The sequence below is a fragment of the Microbacterium sp. B35-30 genome (genome assembly GCF_010634855.1).
Lineage (GTDB): Bacteria > Actinomycetota > Actinomycetes > Actinomycetales > Microbacteriaceae > Microbacterium.
This window is the reverse complement of sequence record NZ_MWLQ01000014.1, coordinates 142704-157999: the sequence shown is the minus strand read 5'-3', so window position 1 is coordinate 157999 and position 15296 is coordinate 142704. Positions and strand designations below refer to the sequence as shown.

General features: G+C 68.7%; 12 protein-coding genes. 5 read left to right on the top strand and 7 right to left on the bottom strand.

Annotated elements, in window-relative coordinates; genetic code table 11:
* Positions 1-5: 5 nt before the first annotated feature.
* From B2K11_RS08310 to B2K11_RS08295, 4 genes are all read right to left on the bottom strand, one after another.
* Positions 6-2384: a transglycosylase domain-containing protein gene (locus B2K11_RS08310; protein WP_239525861.1), complete on the bottom strand. Its 2379-nt coding sequence runs from the start codon at positions 2382-2384 to the stop codon at positions 6-8.
* A gap of 103 nt (positions 2385-2487) precedes the next feature.
* Complete coding sequence (locus B2K11_RS08305; protein ID WP_163617797.1) at positions 2488-3741, bottom strand: four-carbon acid sugar kinase family protein; 1254 nt, start codon at positions 3739-3741, stop codon at positions 2488-2490.
* Positions 3734-4990: a RuBisCO large subunit C-terminal-like domain-containing protein gene (locus B2K11_RS08300; protein WP_163617796.1), complete on the bottom strand. Its 1257-nt coding sequence runs from the start codon at positions 4988-4990 to the stop codon at positions 3734-3736. The genes B2K11_RS08305 and B2K11_RS08300 overlap by 8 nt, the downstream gene beginning before the upstream one ends.
* Before the next feature lie 5 nt (positions 4991-4995).
* The gene (locus tag B2K11_RS08295; RefSeq protein ID WP_163617795.1) at positions 4996-6987 is read right to left on the bottom strand and encodes a glycoside hydrolase family 127 protein; all 1992 of its coding nucleotides are present in this window, start codon (positions 6985-6987) and stop codon (positions 4996-4998) included.
* Between the two features lie 243 nt (positions 6988-7230).
* Here B2K11_RS08295 and B2K11_RS08290 point away from each other — a divergent pair, with 243 nt between their 5' ends.
* The 4 genes from B2K11_RS08290 (at position 7231) to B2K11_RS08275 (ending at position 11127) form a co-directional block, all read left to right on the top strand.
* On the top strand, positions 7231-8580 hold the full coding sequence (locus B2K11_RS08290) for an extracellular solute-binding protein (protein WP_163617794.1): 1350 nt from the start codon (positions 7231-7233) through the stop codon (positions 8578-8580).
* Positions 8581-8645: 65 nt separating this feature from the next.
* On the top strand, positions 8646-9527 hold the full coding sequence (locus B2K11_RS08285) for a sugar ABC transporter permease (protein WP_163617793.1): 882 nt from the start codon (positions 8646-8648) through the stop codon (positions 9525-9527).
* Position 9528: 1 nt separating this feature from the next.
* The gene (locus B2K11_RS08280) at positions 9529-10443 is read left to right on the top strand and encodes a carbohydrate ABC transporter permease (protein WP_163617792.1); all 915 of its coding nucleotides are present in this window, start codon (positions 9529-9531) and stop codon (positions 10441-10443) included.
* Between the two features lie 21 nt (positions 10444-10464).
* Positions 10465-11127 carry an aspartate/glutamate racemase family protein gene (locus B2K11_RS08275; RefSeq protein WP_163617791.1) on the top strand — a complete coding sequence of 221 codons (663 nt, stop codon included), beginning with the start codon at positions 10465-10467 and terminating at the stop codon, positions 11125-11127.
* Positions 11128-11190: 63 nt separating this feature from the next.
* Here B2K11_RS08275 and B2K11_RS08270 read toward each other — a convergent pair whose 3' ends face one another.
* Positions 11191-12177, bottom strand: a complete 987-nt coding sequence (locus B2K11_RS08270) for a GDSL-type esterase/lipase family protein (RefSeq protein WP_163617790.1) — start codon at positions 12175-12177, stop codon at positions 11191-11193.
* Positions 12178-12507: 330 nt separating this feature from the next.
* On the opposite strand from B2K11_RS08270, the gene B2K11_RS08265 reads away from it, so the two are divergent.
* Positions 12508-13356: a substrate-binding domain-containing protein gene (locus B2K11_RS08265; protein ID WP_239525860.1), complete on the top strand. Its 849-nt coding sequence runs from the start codon at positions 12508-12510 to the stop codon at positions 13354-13356.
* Positions 13357-13372: 16 nt separating this feature from the next.
* Here the strand turns inward: B2K11_RS08265 and B2K11_RS08260 are convergent, their stop codons facing one another.
* Together B2K11_RS08260 and B2K11_RS08255 are read right to left on the bottom strand one after the other, a co-directional pair.
* The gene (locus B2K11_RS08260) at positions 13373-14449 is read right to left on the bottom strand and encodes a Gfo/Idh/MocA family oxidoreductase (protein ID WP_163617788.1); all 1077 of its coding nucleotides are present in this window, start codon (positions 14447-14449) and stop codon (positions 13373-13375) included.
* Positions 14446-15294 carry an amidohydrolase family protein gene (locus B2K11_RS08255; protein WP_163617787.1) on the bottom strand — a complete coding sequence of 283 codons (849 nt, stop codon included), beginning with the start codon at positions 15292-15294 and terminating at the stop codon, positions 14446-14448. The genes B2K11_RS08260 and B2K11_RS08255 overlap by 4 nt, the downstream gene beginning before the upstream one ends.
* Positions 15295-15296 lie beyond the last annotated feature (2 nt).

The window sequence follows — 15296 nt, the reverse complement described above, 5'->3', positions numbered from 1 at the left end:
GTCTATCAGCCGTCGTTCGGCTCGGGGCTGCGGACCGGCGCGGGCGCGCGCCGCAGCAGCTCGCCGGGGGCCGCGGCGAAGGGCCCGCCGGGGTAGAGCTGGTTGGCGACGCTCTGGATGTCGCGGGCCATCGGGAGACGGATCGTCGACAGGATGCGACCGTTGTGCGCGGCACGGAAGACGTCGGCCTTTCCGTCGGCGTTGCCCGCCCACACCGCGGTCGTCACCCGGGTGCTGGACTCGACCAGCCAGGTCTGGATCTGCTCATGGGTGCCGGTCTTGCCGAGCATCGGCGTGCCGTCGTTCGGGTTGCCTCCCGATCCGGTGCCGCCGGGCACCATGACGCCCTGCAGCGCGAACGCCGTCGCCGCAGCCACCTCGGGGCTGATGTTCTGCGAGCATCGGTTACCGGGCACGGGAAGCTCGACGCCGTCGGCGTTGACCACGCGCTCGATCACCCGCGGAACGCAGTAGACCCCGTTGTTCGCGACGGTGGCGAACGCCCCAGCCATGGCGACCGGTGCGATGTTGTTCGTCCCGATGATCGAGGCGGAACCCTCGAGGTCCACCGGCAAGCCGTCGCCGCGCGTCACGCCCATGCGGGCCGCGACGTCCTCGATGTCGCAGAGGTCGAGCTTCTCCGCCATACCGAGGAAGCCGCTGTTCAGCGACTGCGCCGTGAACTGCATCGGCGTCCCGGTGTAGCCGGGGACGTTGCCGAAGTTGCGCACGACGTGGTTCTCGCGGTTGATCCATGTTCCTTCGCAGCGATCCTGAAGGCGGGGGATGGCCCGGAGGCTGCCGTTGACGCTCTCGAACAGGGTGTGGCCCCTCTCGAGCCAGTCGACCAGGGTGAAGAGCTTGAACGTCGATCCGGTCTCGAATCCCGTGGAGACGCCGTGCACCAGGTCGCCCGCGTAGACCAGCGAGGTGTAGGCCGGGTCGTTGGCCGAGAGGTCTGCGTCCTCGGTGAACCGGTTGTTCTGGCTGATCGCCAGGATGCGCCCGGTGCCGGCTTCGATGCTGACCGCAGCCGACCCGAAGTCCATGCCCGGCACGGTCTCGGGCGCGTACCGCCGCATCGCCTCCTGCGACGCGTTCTGCAGCCGCCAGTCCAGCGTCGTGTAGATGTGCAGACCCTCGCGCGTGAGCGACTTCTGGCGCTCCTGCGCTGTCGCGCCGAAGGCACTCGCGTAGTCCGGATCCGAGCGCACGGTGTTCACCACGTACTGGCAGAAGAAGGGTGCGGAGGTCGCCACGCACCCGACATGCGCGGGCTGCAGCGCCGGCGCGATGGGCTCCACCGCGGCCGCGACATACTGGTCGGCGGTGATGCGGCCGTCCTCGCGCATCCGGTCGAGGACGTAGAGCTGGCGCCCCTTGGTCGCACTGTACGCATCACCGGCGGCGAGGTGCTGCTCCGGCGTGATCGTGCCCTCGGCGAGGAGCGTATCCAACCCCGCGAGAGTTCCGGGTGTCACATCGTCGATCGTCCCGTCGGCCACCTTGTTGTAGGTGCTCCCGTCCGCGCCGAAGATGGACCCCGTGGGCCGGTCGATGCGGAACGTGTTGGGATTCTGCACGATGCCGGCGAGCGTCGCCGCCTGTACCAGCGTCAGGTTCGCCGCCGTCGTGCTGAAGTAGTAGCGGGCCGCGGCTTCGATGCCGTAGGTCGTGCCGCCGAAATTCGCGATGTTCAGGTAGCCCAGCAGGATGTCGTTCTTGGAGTACTCCTTCTCGACCTGGACGGCGTAGCGGATCTCCTGAAGCTTGCGCTCGTACCCCTCCGCACCGCGCGCCTGCGTCGCGTCGAGCCAGCAGGCCCGCAGCACCTCGTCACGTGTCTGCGTGTCGGTCTTGACGGCATCACGCTCGCACCGCTGCACCAGCACGTTCTTGACGTACTGCTGACTGATCGAGGAGCCGCCCTGGACGGCGCCGCCCTGCGCGTTCCGGATCAGGGCGCGGGTCGTGCCGACGATGTCGACACCGCCGTGCTGGTAGTAGCGAGGATCTTCAGACGCCAGGATCGCGTCGTACATGACAGGCGCGACCTGGTCGAACGCCACGGGAACGCGGTTCTGGTCGTAGAACGACGTCAGCTCGACGTCTTGTCCGGTAGCCGGATCGCGCGCGTAGATCGTCGTGGGCAGCATGAGGCGGTCGATCGCCAGGTAGCTGGGCATGCCGTCGAACAGCGAGACGGCACTACTCGCCGCATGCCCGGAGATCGCGATCACCGGGGCCAGAGGAGCGACGATCAGCAATCCGGCGATCATGCTGAGCGCCACGAGGCCGACGAGGCCGCCGACGACCCCCGCGAGTGTGCGCCTGTACGGCGGCAGGCTCGCGGTCTGTGGAGAAACCCCTGGTGATGGCTTCACGACGGCGTCCAATGTCCGGTGGGAGACAGCATCGCAGACCGGCCGCGATTTCGCGACGGGCTGACCGCGGGCGCGCCGAACTCCCTCGCCCAGCAGGTCGACGTCAGGGGGCGGCGATGTCGGTGAAGAGGGTGTCCGAGCCGACCTGACCGCCTTTGAGGAGCAGTTCCAGCCCGTCGATCGCGGGGTCGCCCGACTGGGCGCGCAGCAGCACGACGTTGCCCCACGGATTCGCGGCGATCGACAGCGACTCGACCCCGAGCAGCCGGGTGACACGGCTCGACGTGTCGCCGCCGCACACGATCACTCGCCGTGATGCGCCGTGGCGCGCGACAGTGGAGATGACGGATGCCGCGGCCTCCGCGATCGCCTCCAGCACCGGCCGGTCGCCTGCTGTCGCGGCGTCGATGTCGTCGGAGGTCAGCACGACACCCCGACCCGAGAGCAGCACGCGGACGACCTCGGCGGTCGCGACGTCTCGTTCGGAGGCACGGAGGGGGAGAGGCTGGACCAGCCAGCCCGCGGCGGCCGCGGCATCCGCCTGCCGACGCGTCTGCGCGGAGCGGCTGCCCGACACGACGAGCACCGGACCGCGCGCCGCGGTGGAGGTGGGCACGGCCGGTGCTTCGCCCGGCGCTGCGGCGGCGACGCCGTGCGAGAGTCCGCCCGAGCCGATCGCGAACACCGGCGCGGGCAACGCGCCCAGCGCCTCGCCGATCGTGAGGAGATGCTCGTCGGTGAGGGCGTCGAGTACGAGGCCGGCTTCCGCCGCGTCCTGAAGCCGCGCCGCGAGGTCGTCGAACTCGACGAGCGGCACCGAGCCGATCGGAAGCGCCGTCTGGTGGCCGACGTGCACGGCGAGATCTGCCTCGGTCATCGGGGTCGAGGGATGCCGCGACATCGTCGGCTGCCGGTCGAGCCGGTACACCGTGCCTCGCTCGGCGGCGAAGTGCTGGCCGAAGAGCGTGTAGCGGCCGAAGTCCGGCTGGGCGAAGAGCATCGGTACGGCGCGGCCGCCGAAGACCTCGCGGGCGAGCTCGACGACCCGGCCCAGGCTGCCGACGTGCGGTGCGGAATCCGCGGTCGAGCAGGCTTTGTACTGAACGAGTTGGGGCTCGAGGTCCGCGAAGGCGGCGAACACCGGTCGAAGCTCGTCGTCCATGTCCGCCGGCGCGAGGGACCGCGAGATCCCGGCCACCCCGACCACGTCGACCTCGTCCGCCGCTCGACGCAGGGTGGCGGCATCCGGCAGTCCCGTGAAGAGGCGCCCGGTCCAGCCGCGCCGTGCGAACTGCAGGAGCGCGTCGACGCTGCCGGTGAAGTCGTCGCCGTAGAAGGCGACGCGAGCCCTAGACACGGACGGGGCCGAACAGTTCCGCCGCGCGGCGGAGGGCGGACGAGTTCTCGAACGCGTGGTCCGCGCTCTCGCCGCGCGCGGCCGATGCCCACGCCTCGCGCATGCTCGCCACCCCGGCGGTCGCACCGTCCGGATGGCCGTGGATGCCGCCACCGGCGAGCACGAGCAGGTCGGTGGTGCCGACCGCGGCGTAGGTGGCGTGGGCGAGGCCGCCCCACTGCCCCGACGACAGCACCGGAAGCGTCGGCGTGAGGCCGAGGAGCGGCTCGCGCACCGCGGCGATGGAGTCGAGCACCTGGTCGTCCGTCTCGTAGAACTTGTTGCTGATGCCGTTCGTGTGCAGGTGATCGGCGCCGGCGAGGCGCGCGAGCTTCTGCCACGCACGGAACCCTATCCCCACCTGCTCGGAGCGTCCGAACGAGCCGAACATGGCGCGATGACCGTGGATCGGCACGTCGCTGTGGCGCCGGAGGAACTCCAGACCCGGCAGGCCGATCAGGTTCACGCAGGCCATCACGCACGTGCCCCCCGCGCCGACGACGAGGTCGTGGTTCGCCTCGAGCCGTCCGATGTCGTCGGTGATGTTGAACGCGTACATGGGCTTGCGGCCGGTGCGATCGGCATAGCTCTCGAGGACGGGCATGACCGCGGCGACGCGGGCCGCGAGCGGTGCGCTCGGGCCGTTGCCCTGCAGCTCGTCGTCCTTGATGAAGTCGATGCCTGCTTCGGCGAGCTGCGACACCACCTCGGCGAGCTCGTCCGGCGAGAGCCCGATGCTGGGTTTGACGATCGTGCCGATCATCGCGCCCTCGGGCCGACTCATCAGCCGTCGCGTGCCCTCGACGCCGAACGCCGGACCGGGGTAGCGCTCGGCGAACGCCGGCGGCAGCTCGAGGTCGATGAGGCGGATGGCAGACAGCTCTTTGATCTCGAACAGATTGCCCGCGACCGCCGCCATGAGGTTCGGCAGGGAGGGGCCGAAGTTGTCGAGCGGGAACCGCAGCCGCAGCCGGGCGCGGCGGCGGAGCGCGGGATCACCGACGGATCCGGGCAGGGGCGAGGCGCTGGTGAGGGGGAGCTCGTCGATCGATTCGACCTGGGCGGCGAACCGCGCACGCAGATCGTCGGACTCGCGCTCGACGCGCACGAAGGTGCCGGTGGACTGCTCGCCGGCGAGCACCTCGGCGGCGTGCTGCAGCGGCAGGGAGGTCTCGATGACGTAGGTCGCTGTGACGTGCTGAACAGACATGCGCGTCACCACACCAGGGGGAGCCAGACCGACATCTCGCCGGCGCCGCGGTTGCCCCACGCGAAGTAGGGGACGAGCCGTACGGGCGCGGTGGCGAGATCGGCGTCGGCGACGTCGTCGTAGAGCGCGGTCTCTGCAGTGCCCGGCAGCACGACCGCCTCGGTCTCGAGGGCGACGACGCGGTGACCGGCGATCTCCGTCTCGGCCGGCGTGAGCGCTGCGCCGCGGCGCAGCGCGACCTGCTCGAGCACGACGCCGTCGGGCAGATCGGCGCTCTCGACGCAGTAGACGACGGGTCCGCGGCGCACCGCGACCTGGTTGGTGGCCTCTTCGGCGAGGCGGTGGGCGCGGAGCACCCGGACGGGCATCGGCAGCGCCAGCTCGATGAGGTCGCCCTGCTGCCACTCGCGTTCGATGCGCGTGTAGGTGCCGGGCTCGCTCACCGTCACCGGCTCGCCGTTGACCGTGAGGGTCGCGCCAGACGACCAGCCGGGGATGCGCAGATGGAGCGGGATGCCGCGGCCCGCGGCATCCGTCACGGTGAAGGCGATCCTCTCGCTCCAGGGATAGTCGCCGTCCTCGCGCAGGGCGAGCCGGCCACCGTCCTCGGTGGTGACGTCGAGGGCACTGCCGCCGTACAGGTGGACGTACAGTCCTTCCTCGCCGACGGATGCCGCACGCTCGTGGAACCGTGCCAGGGTGCGCGCGATGTTCGGCGGGCAGCAGAAGCAGCTGAGGTACGGCTCGCGCAGCCGCTCGTCGGACGGCGGGGGCGGCGGTGTCGGGTGGAGGGCCGTATCGCCCGGGCGGCGGAGCGGGAAGGGAAGCTCGCGCACCTGGCGCAGCGGGTTGGTGTAGAAGTACTCCGTGCCGGCGAGGCTGATGCTCGAGAGCAGGCTGTTGAAGGCCACCTGCTCGATGACGTCGGCGTACTTGGCGTCGCCCGTGAGCGACAGCATCCGCTCGCTCCACAGGATGAGGCCGATGTTCGCGCACGACTCGTTGTGCGCGGTGGTGTGCGGCAGCTGGTACGAGCGGCCGTAGGCCTGGTGCACGCGGCTGATCTGGTCCTGCCACGGCGAGCCGTCGGGCGACGCTCCGTCGTACAGCGCTCCCGCGCCCCCCGTGATGTAGAGCTTGGTGTCGACGACGTCGTGCCACAGCCGCTCGAGCACCGCCTCGAGCTCCTGGTCGCCGTTCTCGGCGATGAGGTCGGCGAGACCGGCGTACAGGTAGTTGGCGCGCACGGCGTGCCCTGCGACGACGGTCTGCTCGCGCACCGGAAGGCGGTCCTGGTTGTCGTCGCCGCCCTCGAAGTCGTCGCGCACCCGGATGAAGGCCTCCGACAGGCGCAGGTACTGCTCGTCGCCGGTCGCACGGTAGAGGTCGATGACGGCCATGTAATGCGACGGGCAGATGGCGCTGCGGGCGAGTTCGAGCGGCTTGTTCGTCGCGAGGTCCTCGAGGAAGCCGGCGGCCTTGCGCGCGGCATCCAGCAGAGTGGTCGACCCGGTCACCTCGTAGTGGCGCACGCCGGCGGTGATGAGGTGACCGAGGTTGTACGTCTCGAAGTTGAAGCGGTCGGCGAGCGCGATCGCGTCTTCGTGGTTGCGGCTCGAGATGATCGTCGGCGTGTGCAGGTACCCGTCGTCGCGCTGCACCGAGGCGATCAGCTGCGCGATCTGCTCGATGCGGGCCGCGAGCTCAGGGTCCGGATCGGTCTCGAGGCGGGCGATGGCGGCCTCGAGCCACTTGTAGAAGTCGCCGTCCATGAACGGCGGGCCGGCGTGCTCGCCGCTGTCGAGGCCTGCGGCGATGCGGAAGTTCGTGAGCCCGGCGCTGACCGCGGGGTCACTCAGGGAGGACCAGATCTGGGGGATCGTCACGTCGCGCGTGCGATCGTGGATGTCTCCCCAGAAGCCGCTCGCCCAGCGCGCGCTTGCGGCGCCGAGGGGTCGCAGCCGGGCGTGAGCCCGGGTCGCGGTGGTGGCGGTCATGGCTGTTCCTTCCGAGTGGCGTTCAGTCTCGTGCTCGCTGCTGCATCGCGGCAAGCCAGGTTCCGTGCAGGTCACATTAGGCAGGCCTGAAAATTCTCGCAACGCTGCATGGAAATGCAGTCTAACCCTTGAATCGTCTCAAAGTGAATAGAATTTCAGTACTGACTGTTGACACACATCGAAATCGTGCCTACTGTCGTGCTCGTACCTTTCACCCGCATGGTCGTCGTCAAGGAGGACGCTATGAACACACGCAGCAACCGTCGCCGCATCGCGGCGCTCGGCATCGCACTCGCCGCGGTGCTGCCGCTGGCCGCCTGCGCCGGAGGAGACACCGGAACCGACAACGGATCCTCGGAGGGCGGCGCCGGCGCCGGCGGGACCGACCCCGAGACGTTCACCGTGATGACGGCGAACGAGAACCCCGTTCTCGAGGAGCAGCTCACCGCGCTCTCCGAGGGCGCCTGCGAGGCCGAGAACGAGGCGCTGCCGCTGGAGCACCAGAAGGTGGCGCAGGCCGACACCGTGCAGAAGGTCACGCTGCTGGCCAGCCAGGGCGCGCTGCCGACCCACACGATCGCGGGCACGGCGCTCATCCGTCCCGATGGCGACCTCAACGCGGCCGGCCTCGTCGGTGACCTGAAGGCCGCCCTCGAAGACGCCGGCACGTGGGACAACGTGCTGCCGGCCGCGGCCTCCACCGTCGAGCAGGTCTACGGCGGTGTGTACTCGATGCCCTACCAGTACAACATCGAGGGCATCTTCTACAACAAGGACATCCTCGCCGACAACGGCATCGAAGAGCCCCAGACCTGGGATGAGCTCGTCGAGGCGGCCGACACTCTCGCCGGCGCCGGCGCCGACGTCGTCCCGATGACCGAGGCCGGCGCCAACGGCTGGCCGCTCACCCGCATCATGGGCATGTACATCTTCCGCAACGTCGGTCCCGACGCCATGGCCGCCATCCGCGACGGCGAGGCGAAGCTCACCGACCCCGAGTACGTCGCCGGCGCGCAGGCGCTCGCCGACTTCGCCGAGGCCGGCTACTTCGGCGAGGGCTTCTCGACCCGCGACGGCGACACCTCGTCCAACATGTTCCTCACCGGCCAGGCCGCGATGACGTACGACGGCTCGTGGCTGCTGAGCGCGATCAACGACCCCGAGCGCAACGAGATCGGCGGCGAGAACGTCGGCTTCATGCCGTTCCCCGAGGTCGACGGCGGCAACGGCTCGATCGACCAGTATGCGGCGAACGCGGGCGCCCCGATGATCATCAACGCCGAGCAGTTCGGTCCGAAGGTCGTCGACTGGGTGAGCTGCATCGCCGAGAACTACGGCCAGCAGGCGCTGCAGGATGCCGGCGTCATCTCGGGCTTCAAGGTCAACGGCGATGTCACCGACATCTCGGAGAACACCGCCGAGATCCAGGAGCGGATCGCGGGCATCGACGAGACCGTACTGTGGTTCGAGGCCCTGATGGACTCGAAGAGCAACTCGCTGGCGTCGACCAACGTGACACTGCTCACCACCGGCCAGTTGACCGCCGAGGATTACATGGCCCAGCTGCAGGCGAGCATCGACGCCAACGGCTGAGACCCCGCACCGGCTCCCCGGGCGGTCGCTCGGGGAGCCGGTTCACGACAGAAAGCAGTTCGCAGATGAACTCGATCTTCGGAGATCGGAAGACGATCTTCATCCTGCTGGCACCGGCGCTCTTGCTGTACACCCTCCTCAAGGTCGTGCCGGTGGGCTGGTCCCTCGGCCTCTCGTTCTTCGAGGGCAACTCCCTCCGCGGCTTCGACTGGGTGGGTTTGCAGAACTTCACCACCTTCTTCACGGACCCGGCCGCTCTCCAATCGATGTGGGTGAGTGTCTTCTTCGCGATCGTCGCCACCGCTCTGCAGGTCGCCTTGGGCTACGGTCTGGCCCTCCTCTACGTCTTCGTCCTTCGCAAGGGCTCGACTCTGGTGCGGACGCTCGTGTTCTTCCCGACCGTGCTGCCGACCGTGGCTGTGGCCATGCTGTTCCGCAGCTTCGTGGCCGTCGGCGACAACCAGGGCCCGATCAACGACATCATCAACTTCTTCGGCGGTGAGAGCGTCGAGGTGCTGGCGTCGACCGTCGGCACGATGACCACGGCGATCGCCATGACGCTGTGGAGCTCGATGGGCTTCTACGCCGTGCTTCTCTACGCCGGCCTGCTCGACATCCCCGAAGAGGTCATCGAGTCGGCCCGACTCGACGGAGCCAATGGGTTCAAGCTCGTCCGTCACATCGTGGTGCCGCTGTCGCTGCCCATCCTGCTGTCGTCGATCATCTTCAGCCTCAATGCCACCCTCAAGGTCTTCGACAGCCTGCTCGCCCTCAACGGCGGCGGGCCCGGCACTTCGACCGCGCCGATGACGCTGTACATGTACCGCACGGCGTTCGAGTACGCCGAGTACGGCTACGGCTCCACCATCGCCGTGATCCTCACGGCGCTCTGCCTCGTGTTCACCCTCGCGATCTTCCGATCGTCGCGCCGCAAGGCGGAGGTCTGAAATGACTCTGACGCACACTGACACCGCGTTTACGGTCGCCACACCCACCGTCCGCAGGACGGGCCCCGGCCGCACGCGGCGCGGGCTCACGAAGGCCCTGCGCCGGCTCCCGGTGTGGATCCTCGTCGCGATCCTCATGGTCGTGGTGCTGTATCCGCAGGTCTGGATGGTGCTGGGCTCGTTCAAGACGCAGTCCGAGTTCCTCTCCAACCCCGCCCTGTCGCTTCCCGAGACGTGGAACTTCGACAATTACGTCACCGCGCTCACGAACGGCAACGTCGCGCGCAACTGGCTCAACAGCGTGCTGGTGACGATCCCGTCGGTGCTGCTCATCGTCTTCATCGGCGTTGCCGCGGGCTACGCCCTCGAGGTGATGATCTGGAGGGGCCGCAACGGGGTCCTGCTCTACATCCTCGCCGGCATCATGGTGCCCGGCCAGATGATCCTCGTGCCGCTCTTCATCACCTACTTCCGCATCGGCATCACCGACACGCTGTGGCCGCTCATCATCACGTACACCGTCATGGGCCTGCCCCTGACGACGTTCCTGATGGCCACCTACTTCCGATCGGTGCCGCGGGAGATCTTCGAGGCGGCGACCGTCGACGGGTCCGGGCCGCTGCGATCGTTCTTCGTGATCGGCATCCCGATGATGAAGAACTCGATCATCACGGTCGCCCTGGTGCAGTTCTTCAGCGTGTGGAACGACCTGCTCATCGCGCTGACCTTCACGACGCGGCCCGACCTGGCGACCATCCAGGTGGGCCTGCTGAGCCTGAGCGACGAGTACGGCTCGACGCAGTACGGCCCGCTCTTCGCCGCCGTGAGCATCAACATCGTCGTGCTGCTGATCCTGTTCCTCACGCTCAACAAGAAGATCATGGCCGGCATGGCCGGCGGCGCCCTCAAGGGCTGAGAAGCTGGAAGGCTTGTTCGCATGACCTCGTCCGCACCCCGCATCGCGTTCCTGCACACCGGAGCCGTCAACATCGCTCCGTTCGGGGCGCTCGCCGCCGAGCTCCTACCGGATGCGACGATCGTGAATTACCTCGACGACCGCATCGTCGCCGACCTCGGCGACCAGGAGCGCGCGGGCTCGGTGCCTGCCCGCGTCGACGACCTCGTGCGCGCGGCTGCGGCCGGGGGAGCGGATGCCGTCATGTTCACGTGCTCCTCGATCTCGGAGCTCGCCGCGCGTGCCGCGGCTGCCGCCGGGGTGCCGGTGCTGCGTGTCGACGAGGCGATGGCGGATGCCGCGGTGCAGGCGGGACGCCGCGTGCGCGTCCTCGCGACGCTGCCGACGACGTGCGGACCGACGCTGCGGCTCCTGGAGGAGCGCGCCGCGCTGGCCGGTGTGGAGCCGGAGTTCACGAGCGAAGTCATCGAGGGTGCGTTCGCAGCAGTCGCCGGGGGCGACCGAGCCACGCACGACCGGCTCGTCGCGGCCGCGATCGAGCGGGGGGCGGCCGAGGTCGACGTCGTCGTGCTGGCCCAGGCATCCATGGCGACTGCCGCCGAGGCCGTCTCGGTCGACGTTCCGGTGCTCACCAGCCCGCGGCTCGGGGTCGAGCGCCTCGCCGCGTCGTTCGACGAGAGCTGATTCCCGTCGCGAGTCGGACAGTCATCGCGGCCTGAATGCGTCGGTCCAGATCGTCTTTCGCTTCTACCTCTGCAGCCGCCTGAGCGCGGCCGTCAGGCGCTCGCCCATCAGCCGATAGCCTGCGGCATCGGGATGGACGCCGTCTGACAGCAGGTGAGTCTCGTCGAAGCCGAGAATGCCGGGGCCGTCGATGAGGTGCAGGAGGTCGTCGGCCGTGCCGGCGACCACCTCTGCTATGGCGTCCCGCATCCCCGCCAGCGTGGTGCCAACGGCGTTCGGGGTGTTCTCCAGTCCCGGCGCCACGATCGGAGTGATCACGGCGATCGGGGCCGACGGGTGCGCTGCGCGGACCTGGTCGATCAGCCCTGCGACCTGTGGGGCGAAGGTGCGCGGTGACATCGAAGCGCCACCCATCACGTTGATCCCCAGGCACAGGCTGATGATGTCGGCCGGCACCGCCGCGATCGTGCGGGTCGATATCGGGTCGAGATGGCACTGGCCGCCGAAGCCGAGGCAGGTCAGGTCCCAGTCGAGAGCACGTGCGACGAGCGCCGGCCACGTCTCGCTCGGACCACTGGCAGCGTTGCACTGCGAGATCGAGGATCCGTAGGTCGTCCATCGGGTGGATGCAGTCGTGGCGGAGACGGTCGAACCGCTCAGCTGTACCGACCTGATCCACGTCTCGCCGACCTGCGGCAACCACACCTGAACCCGGTGCGCGCCGGTGGGCAGGGGGACCACGACGGTGAACGGTCCCGAGACGAGGTCGATACGGCGATGCAGTTCGCCATCGACCAGGACATCGATGCGCGAGTCGCGGGGGATGTCGAGCAGCAGATCGCCATGGAGCGTGACGCTCTCGGCGTCCGTGTCGATGTCCAGCCGCACTCCCACAGATTGGCGCGCGTTCGTGATCAGATCGGGAGCGAACGCCCTGTTCACGAGCTCTGGCAGCAGCCTCCATGCGCGTATCGCTCCGTCGCGCTCTTCCCAGCCCACCGCCCCGCGCCAGGCGTCGGGCTGGGTGTCGGGTCGGAGATCATGCGCCACGATTGACGAGCGTAGTCCACGCCGACGGACAGAAAAATCGTTATACGAGCGAGCCGCCGATTCGTTCGCTCAGAGCACTACGACAAGGGATTGGTCGCGGTGAATCGTTTGCGCGAGCTGCATTCCTCCGGTTACCATCCGAGGATGGTTACTCTGCGGGATGTCGCCGGCCACGCCAGGGTCTCGGTTTCGGTGGTTTCGCGCGTGCTGAACTCCGATCCGTCCGTCAGGATCCGTCCGGAGACTCGGCAACGGATCCTCGACTCGGCGCAGCTGCTCCGATACGCGCCGAACTCCGCGGGGCGCTCTCTGCGTCGTTCGCGTACGCACATGCTGGCTTTCGTGGTCCCGGATGTCACCAACGCCACCTTCACGGATCTCGTGAACGGGGTGGAGTCGCGGGCGCTGGATCATGACTACTCGGTTGTGCTGGCGTCGAGTCCGCGGATGCAACCCGGCAGCGACGGGTTCGCCCGGCTGCTGAACGAGCGCCTGGTCGATGGCGTGCTGCTGCAGAAGGGGGACGAGGCGCCCCTCGACCTTGTGGCGCGAGCGCTCTCGCACCCAGAGCGGACCGTGCTGATCAATTCCGGTCCCGTCGACGGCGTGACCACCGTCGCGATCGACGATGTCGCCGCGGGTGCGCTGGCGGCTCGACACCTGCTCGAGCTCGGACACACCCGCATCGGCTATGTCGGCGGCGTTCCGACGTCCGACACCAGCGACCGACGACGAACCGGTATCGAGCATGCACTCGCTGCAGTCGGGCTGTCACTGGCGCCGCTGCACACGACTGCCCTGGGCTACACCTACAGATCGGCTGGGGATGCCGCGCGGTTGCTGCTCGGTCGTCAGCCGGCGCCGACCGCCGTCGTCGTCGGCAACGTGAACGCCGGGATCGGCGTGCTGACGGAGGCGGCTCAGATGGGCATGCGCGTGCCGGAGGACCTGTCGGTCGTGGCGATTCACGACATCTGGCCGGCGATCACGTGCGCGCCCGCACTGACCACCGTCCGCCTGCCGATGGCGAATCTCGGAGCGGCCGCGGTGGACCTCCTGCTCGCGGGACTCGAGGCGGCTGGGGCAGGCGGAAGTCCCGCGCGCCCCACCAGCGGAGTCGTCGACGATCCCGCCCCGGAGCTGGTCCTGCGTGCATCGACCGCGCCGCCGGCGGCATGACGCGTTCCCGCGGGCGTCAGGAGTCCGGGATCGGGTGACCGCCGGCACGACTCGCCTCGTGCGCCGCTTCCAGCACGGCCATCGTGCGCAGCACGTCATCCGCGGAGGTCGGCAGCGAGCTCGACTCGCCGGTGACGTATCGCTGAAGGGCGCCCATGGTTCCGGCGAAGGCATCGGGGAACCAGCTTCCCTCGACCGCGACATCCCACCAGCCGTCACCGGTGGTGAGTTCGAGTCGGTCAGGTCCGCCACGCGGATAGTCGAGCAACAGCCCCAGTTGGGCACGGACGGCTCCGTCCGTGCCGTGCCAGATGACGGCAGACGCCTGGTGCTCCGGGCCGAACGTGTGGTCGTGATTGGTGCTGATGGTGACGCGCAACGGTCGGTCGGCGTAATGGAGCAGGTAGCCGGTTCGCGTGCTGGCCAGCGGCTTCCCGGGATGCCCGACCGTCACGGCGCTGACACCGCTCGGATCCCCCACGAAAGAACGCACGAGGTCGACATAGTGCACCGAGTGCATCGGCATCTCCATGCGTTCGAGACCGAACACGCTGGGAAACAGCGCCCAACGCGTCTCGACCCTCACCAGGACCTCGATATCGACGAGCTCCCCGATGGCGCCCTCGGCGATCAGGGCGCGCGCCGCTGCAACCTGCGGAGCGAACCGCAGCTGAGTGTTCACAGCAGCCGTGAGTCGCTTTCGTCGGATGATCTCGATCAGGTCGCGCGCCTGCGCAAGGGTGTAGCCCAATGGCTTCTGCAGCTGCACGGCAGCTTCGTCGGGCAGCCCGTCGATGATCGAGGCGAACGCATCCGGCATGACGGCGACGTCGTACACCGCTGCCGTGCCGTGGGCGGCGACTGCAGACGCGATGTCCGTATAGGTGCTCGACACGTCGAAGGCCCTGGCGAGATCGATGGCGCGATCAGAGTCGAGGTCCACGACAGCCGCGACCGGCAGGCCGGCCTTCCGGTAGGCCGGCAGGTGCGCGTCGCGGGCGATTCCGCCCGCACCGATCAGGACGATCGGCAGCGGATGGCTCGGCGGACCGGCGGCGTAGGCGGGGTCAGGGGAGTGTTCCAGGCGTTTCACGGTGTCAGTCCGTACACGCGGATGGCCGTCCGCTGACGCAGCGCGGCCGACTGATCGGGCTCGAGCGCATCCACCGCGGCCATGAGCATGCTCAGCGCCGCATCCGTCCCGCCGGCGACGGTGCCCATGGGCCAATCGCTGCCGAGCATCAGCCGATCCGGTCCGAAGGACGCGAGCGCGGTCGCCAGGATCGCCCGCAGCTGCTCGGCCGTGTCGGAGGCATCCGCGTCGCATGGAGCGGCCGGATAGATCCCGGAGACCTTCGCGACGACGTTCGGCAGGGCGGCGGCCTCTGCGATCTGAGCGGTCCATCGGGCGTGATCGGCGGAATACCCGACCGGCGGCTTGCCCAGGTGGTCGAGCACGATGGTCAGGTCAGGATGCCGGCGCGCGAGCGTGGTCAGGTTCTGAAGGTGACGAGGCGACACGGCGACGTAGTCGAGCGGTACACCGGAGGCTTCGAGGTGGGCGAGGCTGCGGCGCTGGTTCTCACCGAGGATCCAATCCGGGTCGGGGCGATCGTGGGTGAGATTGCGCACGCCGACGAAGCCGGGGTCTGCCGTCAGTCTCGGCAGCTGATCTGCGACGATCGCCGGCGCCTCCAGCGGCAGGTAGCAGACGGCACCCGCAACCCGAGGGTCGGAAGCCGTCAGCTCGAGCAAGTACTGCGTCTCGTCGAGTGTGTCATCGGCCTGGACGAGCACCGCACGATCGAACCCGTGTGCGGCCACCGCCGCGAGGCCCTGCTCCAAGAAGTGATCGGCGCGCAGCGGCTCCGGCGCGTCGTCGAGCCAGTCGTACGACGAACGAGCACGGGCCCACACATGCAGATGCGTGTCGATCACGT

Coding starts and splice junctions, on each gene's coding strand:
- B2K11_RS08275 (WP_163617791.1), top strand. CDS start 10,465: ATGACCTCGTCCGCACCCCGCATCGCGTTCCTGCACACCGGAGCCGTC.
- B2K11_RS08280 (WP_163617792.1), top strand. CDS start 9,529: ATGACTCTGACGCACACTGACACCGCGTTTACGGTCGCCACACCCACC.
- B2K11_RS08290 (WP_163617794.1), top strand. CDS start 7,231: ATGAACACACGCAGCAACCGTCGCCGCATCGCGGCGCTCGGCATCGCA.
- B2K11_RS08285 (WP_163617793.1), top strand. CDS start 8,646: ATGAACTCGATCTTCGGAGATCGGAAGACGATCTTCATCCTGCTGGCA.
- B2K11_RS08300 (WP_163617796.1), bottom strand. CDS start 4,990: ATGTCTGTTCAGCACGTCACAGCGACCTACGTCATCGAGACCTCCCTG.
- B2K11_RS08295 (WP_163617795.1), bottom strand. CDS start 6,987: ATGACCGCCACCACCGCGACCCGGGCTCACGCCCGGCTGCGACCCCTC.
- B2K11_RS08265 (WP_239525860.1), top strand. CDS start 12,508: ATGCTGGCTTTCGTGGTCCCGGATGTCACCAACGCCACCTTCACGGAT.